Source organism: Ramlibacter cellulosilyticus, assembly GCF_014297465.1.
GTDB classification, from domain to species: domain Bacteria; phylum Pseudomonadota; class Gammaproteobacteria; order Burkholderiales; family Burkholderiaceae_C; genus Ramlibacter; species Ramlibacter cellulosilyticus.
On sequence record NZ_JACORT010000007.1, the window covers coordinates 186,006 to 198,540 of the forward strand.

General features: G+C 70.2%; 11 protein-coding genes. All 11 read right to left on the reverse strand.

Features of this window, described 5'->3' with window-relative positions:
* Positions 1-3: 3 nt before the first annotated feature.
* Complete coding sequence (locus tag H8N03_RS16990) at positions 4-507, reverse strand: aromatic-ring-hydroxylating dioxygenase subunit beta (RefSeq protein ID WP_187077391.1); 504 nt, start codon at positions 505-507, stop codon at positions 4-6.
* The gene (locus H8N03_RS16995) at positions 504-1,820 is read right to left on the reverse strand and encodes an aromatic ring-hydroxylating oxygenase subunit alpha (protein ID WP_187077392.1); all 1,317 of its coding nucleotides are present in this window, start codon (positions 1,818-1,820) and stop codon (positions 504-506) included. Before H8N03_RS16995 ends, H8N03_RS16990 begins: the two co-directional genes overlap by 4 nt.
* A 97-nt stretch (positions 1,821-1,917) precedes the next feature.
* Positions 1,918-3,834 carry a PAS domain-containing hybrid sensor histidine kinase/response regulator gene (locus H8N03_RS26640; RefSeq protein ID WP_187077393.1) on the reverse strand — a complete coding sequence of 639 codons (1,917 nt, stop codon included), beginning with the start codon at positions 3,832-3,834 and terminating at the stop codon, positions 1,918-1,920.
* A gap of 39 nt (positions 3,835-3,873) precedes the next feature.
* Positions 3,874-5,601, reverse strand: coding sequence for a tannase/feruloyl esterase family alpha/beta hydrolase (locus H8N03_RS17005; protein WP_255428261.1), 1,728 nt, complete (start codon positions 5,599-5,601; stop codon positions 3,874-3,876).
* A 149-nt stretch (positions 5,602-5,750) separates the two neighbouring features.
* The gene (locus H8N03_RS17010) at positions 5,751-6,659 is read right to left on the reverse strand and encodes an SDR family NAD(P)-dependent oxidoreductase (protein WP_187077394.1); all 909 of its coding nucleotides are present in this window, start codon (positions 6,657-6,659) and stop codon (positions 5,751-5,753) included.
* Entirely contained in the window at positions 6,656-7,588 is a 933-nt protein-coding gene (kce, locus tag H8N03_RS17015; protein ID WP_187077395.1) for a 3,5-dioxohexanoate:acetyl-CoA acetone transferase, read from the reverse strand. The genes H8N03_RS17010 and kce overlap by 4 nt, the downstream gene beginning before the upstream one ends.
* Positions 7,589-7,600: 12 nt before the next feature.
* Positions 7,601-8,317: an ABC transporter ATP-binding protein gene (locus H8N03_RS17020; RefSeq protein WP_187077396.1), complete on the reverse strand. Its 717-nt coding sequence runs from the start codon at positions 8,315-8,317 to the stop codon at positions 7,601-7,603.
* Positions 8,314-9,069: an ABC transporter ATP-binding protein gene (locus H8N03_RS17025; RefSeq protein ID WP_187077397.1), complete on the reverse strand. Its 756-nt coding sequence runs from the start codon at positions 9,067-9,069 to the stop codon at positions 8,314-8,316. The genes H8N03_RS17020 and H8N03_RS17025 overlap by 4 nt, the downstream gene beginning before the upstream one ends.
* Positions 9,066-10,328: a branched-chain amino acid ABC transporter permease gene (locus tag H8N03_RS17030; protein WP_187077398.1), complete on the reverse strand. Its 1,263-nt coding sequence runs from the start codon at positions 10,326-10,328 to the stop codon at positions 9,066-9,068. The genes H8N03_RS17025 and H8N03_RS17030 overlap by 4 nt, the downstream gene beginning before the upstream one ends.
* Before the next feature lie 4 nt (positions 10,329-10,332).
* Positions 10,333-11,274: a branched-chain amino acid ABC transporter permease gene (locus H8N03_RS17035; RefSeq protein WP_187077399.1), complete on the reverse strand. Its 942-nt coding sequence runs from the start codon at positions 11,272-11,274 to the stop codon at positions 10,333-10,335.
* A 3-nt stretch (positions 11,275-11,277) separates the two neighbouring features.
* A complete protein-coding gene (locus H8N03_RS17040) occupies positions 11,278-12,525 on the reverse strand; it encodes a branched-chain amino acid ABC transporter substrate-binding protein (RefSeq protein WP_187077400.1) in 1,248 nt (415 codons plus the stop codon).
* Positions 12,526-12,535: the final 10 nt, after the last annotated feature.

The window sequence follows — 12,535 nt, forward strand, 5'->3', positions numbered from 1 at the left end:
GACTCAGATGCAGTAGAAGTCCAGCATCGTGGGGATCACGTCGTTCAGCAGGACGACCTTCTTGCCGGCGATGCGCCACTGGCCATCCACCTCGCGCAGCCGGTGTTCGTAGCGGCCGAAGAAGACGTGCTGGCTGCGGTCCTTCAGGCGCACCTGGTGGCAGCTCCAGCTGGATTCGACGCGCAGCTCGCCCTCGCTTGCCGGGGCGACCACGCAATTGGTGACCTGGTGGCAGGTGCGCGGCAGCACGGTCGACGCCACCGACAGGCCCGAGCGCACGCGCCACACGCGGTCCTCGAGACCGGCGCGCGCGGTGATGTACACCAGCGAGAGTTCGCTCTCCGGCGAGGCGCCCAGCGTGTGTTCGTCGGTCCACGCCGGCACCCAGAACTGCACGTCGTCGGTGAAGAGCGCCAGCCAGTCGTCCCAGCGCTGCGCGTCGAGGTGCAGTGCCTCCTGGCCGACGACGGCCTGCGCCGCGAGCACGGTGGCGGCGGACAGCTTCATGCGGCGGCTTCCATGCGGGAGGCCCAGTGCCGGTACAGGGCGTGGAATACCGTCTCGTCGCTCATCTCGAACGATCCGGAGACGGAGGTGTCGGGCGTGATCCCCAGTTCCGCGGCATGCGCGTCGGCGCCGCGCACCACGCGCTGCATGCCGCGCATGTAGCCCTGCTGCCACTCGATGTCGCCGCTGGCGAAGCCGCGCTGGCAGTCCTCGTAGGTCACCGTGTCGTCGGGCGTGGCGAGCCCGCTCGGGTTGAAGAAGTCCTCGTACTGCCGCAGCCGCTGCCGCCGGCGCTCCGGCGACTCGCCGACGGGCGCGAGGCAGTAGGAGGTGATCTCGGTGCGATCGACCGCCAGCGGCGTGATCACCCGCATCTGCAGCGCCGCGTTGGAGGCGATCTGCAGGTTGGGGAAGATGTTCAGCTGGCGCGTGCGCAGCATCCAGTCGGCGCGCGTGTCGCCCACGCGCGAGCGCAGCTGCGGCAGTTGCGGGAACAGCGGATGGTTCTGCTGCGGCGTCGTGGTCCACACCAGCGCGTGGCCGTTCGGGAAGCCGAACGAGCCCATCGTCTCCTCCTGCTTCTTCTCCGCCTGCCAGATGGCTTTCTCGACGTCCGCGCGCCCGGGCATGCGCGCGCGCCGCTCCAGCAGGCGCAGGTAGGACGGGTGCGTGGACGTGAAGTGGTACGCGTCGGTGGAGTTTTCCAGCTGCAGCTTCCAGTTGCCCTGGTAGCTGTAGGTGACGGAGCCCGGCACCAGCTCCAGGCCCTGCTCCGCCTGGTCGACGGCCATGTCGATGAAGACGCGGGCGTCGCCGAGGTATTCCTCCAGCGGCGGCACGTCCGCGGACAGGCTGGCGAAGAGGAAGCCGCGGTACTCGGCGAAACGCGCCACCGGCACCAGGTCGTGGCATTCGGCGCCGAAGGCCGCCGTGTAGCCACCCTGCGCCTCCGCCTTGATCGCGATGTTGGCGCCGTTGCTGCCGTAGCTCCACCCGTGGTACGCGCAGACGTGGGTGCGCCGGTTGCCGCGGCGGTGGTGCACCACCATCGCGCCCTTGTGCCGGCAGGAGTTGTGCACGCAATGCAGGCGGCCGGCGCCGTCGCGCATCAGCACCAGCGGCTGGCCGGCGAGGCGCAGCGTCAGGTAGTCATGCGGCGCCGGCACCTGGGAGGCGTGGCCGACGAACACCCAGTGGCCCGCGAAGAACGTGCGCATCTCGCGCTCGAACAGCGCGGCGTCGCGGAAGACGTCGCGATGGACGCGGAAGATGCCTTCGGCGGGGCGGTCGTCGATGACGGGCGGCAGGGGCATGGAAAAGCCGCCCGGGGGCGGCAGTGGGATTGCGATTTTTGATCAAAGATACAGCAAACCGCCGGGCACCCTCTGGGGAGTAACCCCAGCCCGCCCCTCAACCCCGCTGCAGCAGCCGCGCCAGCTCCCCCAGGTCCGCCGGCTTCACCAGGTAGTGGTCGAACCCCGCCTCGTCGCCGCGGTGCCTGTCTCCGTCGCTGCCGTAGCCCGTCAGCGCGATGAAGGTCGCATCGTCGCTGGCAAGGGCGCGCAACCTGCGGGCCAGCGCGTAGCCGTCCATTCCCGGCAAGCCGATGTCCAGCACATAGGCCTCGAACGCATCGTTCCTTGCCACCTCGATGGCGCGTCCGGGGTCGTGCGCCAGGTGCACTTCGTGGCCCAGCGTCTCCAGCAGCATGCCCAGGGTTTCGGCGGCGTCCTGGTTGTCGTCGACCACCAGGATGCGAAGCTTGCGCGCGGCAGGGGGCAGCGCCATCGCGTCGCTCGGCGCGGACCCCGCCCGGCCTTCGGTCTTCAGCAGCGGCAGCCTGACGGTGAACGCAGCGCCCGTTCCCGGCCCTGCACTCTCCGCGGCCACGCGCCCGCCATGCAGCTCCACCAGGCTCTTCACGAGCGCGAGCCCCAGGCCCAGGCCGCCCTGCGCCCGGTCCGGCGTGCGCGCGCCCTGCGTGAACAGCTCGAAGACGTGCGGCAGCAGCTCGCGCTCGATGCCCATCCCGTTGTCCGCCACGCGGATCTCCACGTCGCCGTCGACCGCCATGGTCGCCGACAGGGCGCCGTCCGGCGGCGTGTACTTGGCGGCGTTGTTCAGGAGGTTGGCCACGACCTGCACCAAGCGCGGCCGGTCACCCAGCACGTGGACGTCTCCCGAAGGCATGCGCATCGCCAGCTCGTGTCCGCGCGCCTCGATGAGCGGCCGCACCTGCTCGATCGCATGCGCCAGCACGGCCTTCATCTCCACCGGCTGGCGATCGAGCTCCACGAGCCCGCGCGTGACGCGCGACACGTCCAGCAGGTCGTCGACCAGCTCCGTCATGTGCCGCACCTGCCGTTCGATGATGTCGGCCGAACGCTGCACCTTGGCCGGATCGGAAGAGGCCGCCTTCAGCAGGTGCGCGGCGGTGCTGATCGGCGCGAGCGGATTGCGCAGTTCGTGCGCGAGCATCGCCAGGAAATCGTCCTTGCGCCGGTTGCTCGCCAGCAGCTCGTCGCGAATGCGCTTCTGCTCGTGGATGTCCGTGCAGGTCCCCATCCAGCGCACGAGCTCGCCCTGCTCGTTGCGCACCGGCAGCGCGCGACCCAGGACCCACCGGTACTCACCGGAGTGGTGGCGCAAACGGAATTCGACCTCGTAGGGTTCGCCCGTCTCCAGGCTGAGCCGCCACCGCGCCCATGCGGCGTGCCGGTCGTCCGGGTGCAGGATCTCCGCCCAGCGCTCCCCGTCGATGGACCCCGGCGGCATGCCGGTGAACTCGTACGTCTGCTGGTTGTAGTAGTCGCTGAAGCCGTCCGGCAGCGTGGACCACACCATCTGCGGCATGGCGTCGGCGATGGTGCGGAACTGCGCCTCGCTCGCGCGCAGCTGCCGCTCCGCCAGCAGGCGCTCCGTCACGTCCTCGTGGATCAACATGACCTCCGCGACGCGGCCGTCCGGCGCCTTGATGGGCCGCGCGGTGGCCTCGACCCAGCGCGCGGTACCTGCCTTTCCGATCTCGGCGGGGTCGTAATGGATCGCCGGGATGCGCACGGCCTCTCCCGCGAAGGCGCGGCGCAGGTAGGGCGTGACGCCCTTCGCCTCGAGCTGCGGGTCGGTGAGCATGTTGTACCCGGACAGCACGTAGGCGAGGAGCGGGTCGCCTGCATGCGTCCCCCAGAGGTCCTGCCACGCCCGGTTCACCTGCAGCGTCCTGCCGTCCACCGACAGCAGCTGCACGCTGAAGGGGGCCTGCTCGAAGAGGGTCTGGAAGCGCTGCTCAGTCTGGACGCCGGCTGCGGGCGTGGAGGGGGAGGTCACCCCGGCATTGTGCCCACCCCCGCCCCTCCACGCGGCCGTTCAGTTCACGCAGGTGAACGACGCCGCCGCATTCACGTCGCCCGATCCGTTGTAGCGCGCCCACTTCGGGTAGTCGCACATCGGCCGCGTGCGCCCGGGCACGCCCACCGTGTCGCGGGTGACCTGCGCCGCCGGCGCGGTGCCCTGCTCCACCCACCGCTCCAGCGCGGTCAGCGAATCCCAGGTCGCGTTGAACTGGCTGCTGACGGCGTGGCCGAAGCCGGGCACCTCGTAGTAGCGGACGAAGGTGTCCGCCTTGGGCTGGCCGAACTTCCGCACCAGGCGGCCGTAGTAATCGGCGGTCGCGCGCGAGCTCACCAGCACGTCATGCACGCCGTGGGCCAGCAGCAGCTTGCCGCCGCGATCGGCGAAGCCGGAGAGGTCGCTCGACTGGTCGATCATCTTGCTCAGGTCGCCCCAGCGCGAGGCCCACGGCGTCGGCCCCGTCGGGTCGAAGGTGAGCGGGTTGAAGCTGCCGTCGCGCGTGATGATGTTCTTCAACACCTGTTCCAGCTGCTGGCTGATGTAGGGCGCCGTGGTCGGCATCGGGTTGGCCGGCGCGCTGGTGCCGAAGTTCAGGAAGGTCACCGTCGGCTGCACGGGCGACGCGGAGGTCATGCCCAGGTCCGCCGCCCACACGTTGTAGCCCGGGTAGCCGGTCTCGCCGCTGGCCAGCGCGAAGCCGAAGGTGACCGGCGCGTTGATCGCCTTGAGCGCGGCGATCTGCGCGTCGGACAGGCACGTGTCGCCCGTGTCCGCGCCACCGGCGCAGCGCAGCGGCGCGCCATTGAGCGTCGCCGTCGCCGGATCGAAGCTGGCGTTGCACGCGGCCTGGTTGCTCACCAGGCCGTCGGTGACGCCATCGAGCCCGTCGCAGGCCTGCATGGCAGCGGTGAAGAGCGCCAGGCGCTTGTTCTGGTTCGGATACGCGCCCGGCTTGGCCAGCTGCAGCGAGCCCGCCTGCCCGCCGAGCATGGCGGAGGCCTGGTTCCATGCCGGGTACCAGGCGATGGCGCCGTCCCAGTCGGCGGGCCAGCGCTGGATGCTCTGGATCGCTTCCCGTCCACCGGTCGAGCCGCCGGCGAAGTAAGCCTTGCCCGCCGCCTCCGCATAGCGCGACTTGATCAGGAACATGGCCGTGTCGCGCGTCTTCTTCAGCGCCTCGCCGCCCCAGTTGCGCAGCGATTCGTCGTTGAAGCCGAAGCTGCCATCCAGCGAGCCGCGCGCGTTGGCCTGGTGGCCGGAGTCGCTGGCGAACACCGCATAGCCGCGCGCCAGGGGCAGCGGCTGGTCGGTCGCGCCCTGCGGCACGTTGCCCACCACGTTGGGAATGCTGCCGTCGAAGCCGCCGCCGCCGTACATCAGGGCCTTGCCGTTCCAGATGGTCGGCAGCGCGACGCGCATCATGATCTTCGGCGCGGCGGTGTCGACGGCGGTGATGCTGGCGTTGACCAGGCAGTGCTCCGGCACGCTGGCCGCGCCGGTGCCGCTCGCCGGGACGACGGTGGCGGAGGTCACCGTGCCGCCCGAGGTCGGCAGGCCGATGGCGCTGGCCGGGATGGCCATGCCGGCCAGCGCGCCGCAGGCCATAGGCTGCGCCGGCGCGGGTGCGGGTGCGGGTGCGGGGCCCACGGCGGTGCCGCCACCACCACCGCAGGCCGCCAGCGTCATCGCGGCCAGGAAGCCGAGCGAGAGCCGGCTGCGCTTGAGGACGAATGTGCGATCCATGTTGTCTCCGGGTTGTAGGAAGGATGGGCCGGCGCACGGGCGGACCCGGCGCCGAGTCTGGTGTGGCCGGTCGGCCGGGCCAATGTGGCCGGGCGACACCTGCGCGCATTGGCAGGTGTGGCCGGTGCACGGCGCCCGGCCCCGCGGCGTCACTCGGTGGCGGCCAGCTCCATCGCGAACCCGGCCTTGGCGAGCTCGAGCTTGTATTGCTCCCAGCCGGAGCCGGGCACCGTCTCGCCGTTGCGGGCGCGGATCTCGTGCAGCCGGGCCCGCACCTGCGCCGCGGCGTCGGGCGCGTCGCCGACGAAGACGCCATGCGTCAGGGTGACGTGCGCGCATTCGAAGCTGCCGGCGCCGGCCAGCAGGATCATGCGGGTGGGCGCGTCGTCGCCGACCAGCGCGACCAGGCCGGGGCTCACCTTTTCCGGCGCCAGGCCCGCCAGCGCATCCTCGGGCAGGACGCCCGCCGTCATGCCGGTGGCGGCGCTCGGCGCCAGGCAGTTCACGCGGATGCCGTGCTTCTCGCCTTCCAGCGCCAGCGTCTGCATCAGGCCGACCAGCGCCATCTTGGCGGCGCCGTAGTTGGCCTGGCCGAAGTTGCCGTACAGCCCGGAGGACGAGGTCGTCATCACGATGCGGCCGTGCTTCTGCGCGCGCATGCGTTCCCACACCGCCTTGGTGCAGTTCACCGCGCCCATCACGTGCACGTCCAGCACCAGGCGGAAGTCGTCCAGCGTCATCTTGCCGAAGGACTTGTCGCGCAGGATGCCGGCGTTGTTCACCAGGATGTCGACGCGGCCCCAGCGGGCGGCCGCGCCCTCCACCATCGCTTCCATGCGCGCGAAGTCGCGCACGTCGCCGCCGTCCACCAGCGCCTCGCCGCCCAGGCGGCGGATCGCCTCGGCGACCTGCTGCGCGGAGGAGCCTTCCCTGTCGCCTCCCAGGTCGTTCACCACCACGCGCGCGCCGTGCCGCGCCAGCTCCAGCGCGTGCGCGCGGCCGAGGCCGCCACCCGCTCCCGTGACGATCGCCACCCTGTCCTGCAGGTCCTTCTTCATGCGTTCCTTCCTTTCAAATGCAGCATCGCGCGCGCCTCGTCGGGCGTGGCGATCTCCAGCGACAGTTCCTCCAGGATCCGGCGGATCTTGCGGACCTGCTCCGCGCACGACTTCGCCAGCTGGCCGCGGCCGAGATAGAGGCTGTCCTCGAGACCCACGCGCACGTTGCCGCCCAGCACGGCGCCCACGGTGAGCAGCGGCATCTGGTGGCGGCCGGCGCCGAGCACCGAGAAGCGGTAGCGGTCGCCGAACAGGCGATCGGCCGTCGCCTTCATGAACACCAGGTTCTCGGGATCCGGGCCGATGCCGCCGAGGATGCCGCCGATCATCTGGATGAACAGCGGCCCCGGCGGCAGCAGTCCTTCGTCGAGGAAGTGCGCCAGGTTGTAGAGGTGGCCGACGTCGTAGCACTCGAACTCGAACCGCGTGCCGCAGTCCTCGCCCAGCAACTTCAGGATGCGCTTGATGTCGCCGAAGGTGTTGCGGAAGATCAGGTCCTCCATCCCCTCGATGTACGGCTTCTCCCAGTCGTACCGCCACTCCTGGATCCTGCGCGCGGCCGGGTGGATCGAGAAGTTCATCGACCCCATGTTCAGCGAGCACATCTCCGGCCGGGCCTGCAGGGGATAGGCGAGCCGCTCCTCCAGCGTCATGCGCGTGCTGCCGCCCGTGGTGATGTTGATGACGGCGTCGGTGGCCTCGCGGATGCGCGGCACGAACTGGTCGAACACCTTCGGGTCCGCGCTCGGGCGCCCATCGCCCGGATCGCGCGCGTGCAGGTGCAGGATGGCCGCACCGGCCTGCGCCGCCTCGATCGCCTGGTCGGCGATCTGCTGCGGCGTCAGCGGCAGCCAGCGCGACATCGCCGGGGTGTGCACGGAGCCGGTGACCGCGCACGAGATGATGACCTTGTCCTGGGTTCTTGCCATGGGTTCCTCGGGTCAGACGGCCAGCCAGTCGGCCAGCAGCTTGTCGTCCGCGGCGAGCTGCTGCGGGCTTCCTTCGAAGACGATCTGGCCATGGCCCATCACGCACACGCGCGTGGAGACCTTCAGCGCGATCGCCAGCTTCTGCTCGACCAGCACCACCGACACGCCCTTGCGGTGCATGTCGCGGATGCATTCGCCGACGGCGGCGACGATCTTCGGCGCGAGTCCTTCGGTGGGCTCGTCGACCAGGATCACCTGCGGGTTGCCCAGGAGCGAGCGGCAGATGGTCAGCATCTGCTGCTCGCCGCCGGAGAGGCTGCCCGCCTTGGTGTTGCGCCGTTCCTTCAGGCGCGGGAAGTAGGCGAACATGTCGTCGACGGTCCAGCGCGTCACGCCTTCGGCGGCGCGCTGCTCGCCCATGCGCAGGTTCTCGTCGACGGTGAGGTTGGCGAACACCTCGCGCTCTTCGGGCACGTAGGCCACGCCGGCACGGCAGATCGCATGCGGCCGCGCGCCGGTGATGTCCCGGCCGCGCAGGGTGATCTGGCCGCCGGTGGGCGGCACCAGCCCCATGATCGCCTTCATCGTCGTGGACCGGCCCGAGCCGTTGCGCCCGAGCAGGCTCACCACTTCGTTGGCGCGGACCTCGAAGCTCACGCCGTGCAGGATGTGGCTCTTGCCGTAGTGGGCGTGGACGCCGTCGAGGGCCAGCAACGGGGCGGCGTTCATGCGGCCACCTCCTCGCCGAGGTACGCTTCCCTCACCGCCGGATTGGCGCGGATCTCCGCCGGCGTGCCGGTGGCGATCACCTGGCCGTACACCAGCACGCTGATGCGGTCGCTGAGCGCGAAGACCACCTGCATGTCGTGTTCCACGATCAGCAGCGCGCGGCCGCGGCTCACCTCGCGGATCAGTCCGGCGGTGTAGGCCGTCTCCTCGTTGGACATGCCCGCCATCGGTTCGTCCAGCAGGATCACCTTGGGATCGGCGGCGAGCGTCATCGCGATCTCCAGCGAGCGCTGCTCGGAATACGAGAGTTCACCGGCGACCGCGTCGGCGCGGCCCTGCAGCCGCACCTGCTCCAGCAGCCGCTCGGTGTGTTCGCGCACGCTGGCGTCGCGGCTCACCAGCGTCCAGGGCTTGCGGTGCAGGCCGTGCGGCCGCATGACCGCCAGCCGCAGGTTCTCGAACACCGTCAGGCGGGGGAAGATGTTGGTGATCTGGAACGAGCGCGAGAGGCCGAGCCGGTTGATCTCCTGCGGCGGCCGGCCCTCGATGTGCCGGCCGTCGAACACGATCTCGCCGGCGCTCGGCTGGAGCATGCCGGACACCAGGTGGAACACCGTGGACTTGCCGGCGCCGTTGGGGCCGATGAGCGCATGGCGCTCGTGCGGCAGCAGCTCCAGGTCGACGCCGCGGATGATCTCCGTCTCGCCGAAGGACTTGCGCAGGCCGCGCAGGGTGAGGATGGCGTCGCTCATGCCGCGCTCCCGCTCGGTTGTGCGATGGTCGTGGCCACCGGCGCGGCGCTGCCGTCGTCGTCCGCCAGCCGGCGCAACATGCGCCGCACGGCGAGGATGCCTCCTGCGCCGGCCGCCAGCAGCAGCACGGGAACGGCCCACGTGCCGGCCTCCAGCGGCGCCCAGGTGCGTCCGAACAGCGGCACGAGCGCGCCGGCGCGGTAGTCCTGCGAGAACACGCGCTGCAGCAGTTCGACGGTGAAGGCGGTCGCGGCCGCCAGCAGCAGCGCAGCCACGAGGCAGCCCAGCACCACCGGCAGCATCCGCACCACGCCGACCCGCCGGCGCAGGCGGCCCGCCGCGCCGAACAGGCCCGCGAGGCCTTCCGGCATGAACATCATCACCAGCACGAACAGGATGCCCTGGTACAGCAGCCAGGAGCGCGTGAGGTCCGAGACCGCGTAGCCGAAGAAGGTCATGATCGAGGCGCCGAGCGCCGGGCCGAGGAACACCTTGACGCCGCCGATGTACGTGTTGAGCACCACCGCGGCGGACAGGTGCGCGTCGAAGACCACGTAGTTGGCGGCCTCGTTGTTGATCACCTGCAGGCTGCCCGCGACACCCGAGAACATCGCCGAGACCGCGAACACCATCACCCCGAGGCGATGCACGTCGTACCCCAGGAAAGCCAGGCGGTGGCTGTTCTCGCGCAGGCCCAGCGACAGCCGTCCCAGCGGCGTGAAGGTGAAGAAGTACAGCAGGCCGAGGCAGGCCAGCACCCACGCGAGCGTCAGGTAGTAGACGTGCACGGTCGACCCGAAGCTCAGGCCGAGCGAAGGCATGCGCATCGCGGACACGCCCGCTTCGCCGCCGAACAGGCCTTTCAGGTGCGGGGCCAGCGCGTGCAGCAGCTCCGCGATGGCCAGCGTGATCATGGCGAAGTAGGTGCCGGTGCGCTTCGTCGCGAACCAGCCGGCCGCGGCGCCGACCAGGAGGCCCGCGAGCGCGCCGGCCAGCGGCAGCAGCGGCGTCGGCAGCAGGCCGGTGCCGCCGACCGCGTTCATCGCGTGCACGGTGGCGAAGGCGCCGACGCCGAAGTAGGCGGCATGGCCGAAGGACAGCATGCCGGCCTGGCCGCACAGCACGTTGTAGGCGCTGGCGAAGAGCGCCGCGATCAGCATCTGGATCGCCGCGTTCACCAGGCCCTGCGACAGCAGCAGGGGCAAGGCGGCGAGCAGCAGCACGGCGGCGGCGACGCCCGCCACGAAGGATCGGGACATGGTCTCAGCCTTTCTCGCCGAGCAGGCCGCCGGGCCGCACCAGCAGCACGAGCAGCATCAATGCGAACGGGATGGTCGCGGCGAGGCTGGACACCTTCAGCGTGAGCAGGCCGCCGACCGACTGCGCCCAGTCCCGCGCGCCGACCAGGGCCAGCGCATCGGCCGCGGTCGCATCGACCGCGACGGCCAGCGAGGTGATGACGCCGATCAGCAGCGAGGCCAGCATCGCGCCCTCCAGCGAGCCGAGGCCGCCGACCACCACCACCACGAACACCATCACGCCGAGTTCCAGCGCCATGTTCGGGTTGGTGGTGTAGAACGCGCCGGCCACCGCGCCGGCGAGGCCGGCGAGCGCCGCGCCGACGCCGAACACGCCCATGAAGACCAGCGGCACGTTGTGGCCCAGCGCCTCCGCCATCCGCGGCCGGTAGATCGCCGAGCGCACCACGATGCCGACGCGGGTGCGCGTGAGCAGCAGGTAGATCACGACGAACATCGCCACCGCCACGCCTCCCATCAGCAGCCGGTAGGCCGGATAGTCCGCGCTGCCCACCGTGAAGGCGGCGAAGTCGAGCGCCTTCGGGATCCGGTAGTTGACCGGGTAGTTGCCGAAGAACAGCTTGACCAGCTCCGCGATGATGAAGGACAGCCCGAAGGTCAGGAGCAGTTCGTGCGCATGTCCGTGGTGGTGCACCCGCCGCAGGAAGAAGCGCTCGACGACCGTGCCGACGAAGCCCACCAGCAGCGGGGACACCACCAGCGCGACCCAGAAGCCCAGCACCGGCTGCAGCGCGTACGCGAAGTACGCGCCCAGCATGTAGAAGGAGGCGTGGGCGAAATTGAGCACGCCCATCATCCCGAAGATCAGGGTGAGCCCGGCGGAGACCATGAACAGCAGCAAGCCGTAGATGACCCCGTTGAGCAGCGAGACGACGAGCGTGTCCATGGGTCAGGAGGGCCTTTGCATCTTGCAGCTGGCCTGCGCCGGCGTGGACGCTTCGGCGGCGGTGAACACCTTGACCGGCTTGAAGCCCATGTCGGTGTCGTCCACCTTGTAGCGCGCGTCCTTGGTCACCGTGGACACCACCATCGGCAGCAGCGCCTGGTGGTCGGCGGCCCGCATGCTCATCTCGCCGACCGGCGTCTGGACCTTCGCGGTCTCGATCGCGCGCGCCAGCGCGTTGACGTTCAGCTTGCCGCCCTCGGGCTTCACGCGTTTCAGAGCGTCGGCCACCATCGCCAGGCCCAGCACCGTCTGCGGCTCGATGAACACGGGCGCGTGGCCGGCCTTCGCCTTGTAGTCGGCGACGAAGCGCTCGCCTTCCGCGCCGCCCGCCTCGGCGTTGAAGGTGTGGGCGATGAAGTGGCCGAGGGTGAGCTCGCCGCCGTTGGCGATGTTGCCCGGCTGGTCCAGGAACACGGTGCCGAAGCGCGCCTTGAGGCCGGCGGCCTTGGTGGCCTTCATCAGCAGCAGCAGGTCGTTGGACCAGTTGCCGGTGATCACGGTGTCGGCCCTGGCGGCGCCGATCTTGGCGACGTAGGGCGCGAAGTCCTGGATCTTGTTGACGTCGTGCAGCGTCTTTTCCACCACCTGGTAGCCACCGAGCTGGGCGCTCTCGGCGATCGCCTTCTCCATGTCCTGGCCCCAGGAGTAGTTCTGGTTGATCGCGTAGACGCGCGCGCCCAGCGCATTGGCCTGCTTCATCGCCAGCACCAGGACCTTGGTGCGCACTTCGGCGTTGCCGCTGAAGCGGAAGTGGTGGAAGTGGCACTTCTCGCCGGTGAGCTCCAGCGCCTCGGCGCCGACGTTCACGTAGATGATTTCCTTGCCGGGGTTGCGCAGGTTGTGCTTGCGCACGTCCTCGGTGATCTGTCCGCCCACGGCGGACGAAGCGCCCTGCACCACCAGGTGCACGCCATCGGCGATGGCCGCCTTCATCTTGTCGGCCGCGCCGGCGGGGCCGCCCTGGTTGTCGTACTCCAGCAGCTGCACCGGCTGGCCGTTCCAGCCGCCCTCGGCGTTCATGCGCTCGATCGCGTAGCGCGCGGCGGCGCGGTACATCAGGCCGGATGCGGCCTGCGGGCCGGAGAGCGTCTCGATCAGGCCGATCTTGACCGGGTCGGCCAGCGCACCGCCGCAGGCCAGGACGGCAGCGGCGGCGAACGTGGCCAGGCGCAGGGAGCGGATGCGTTTCATCGTGATGTCT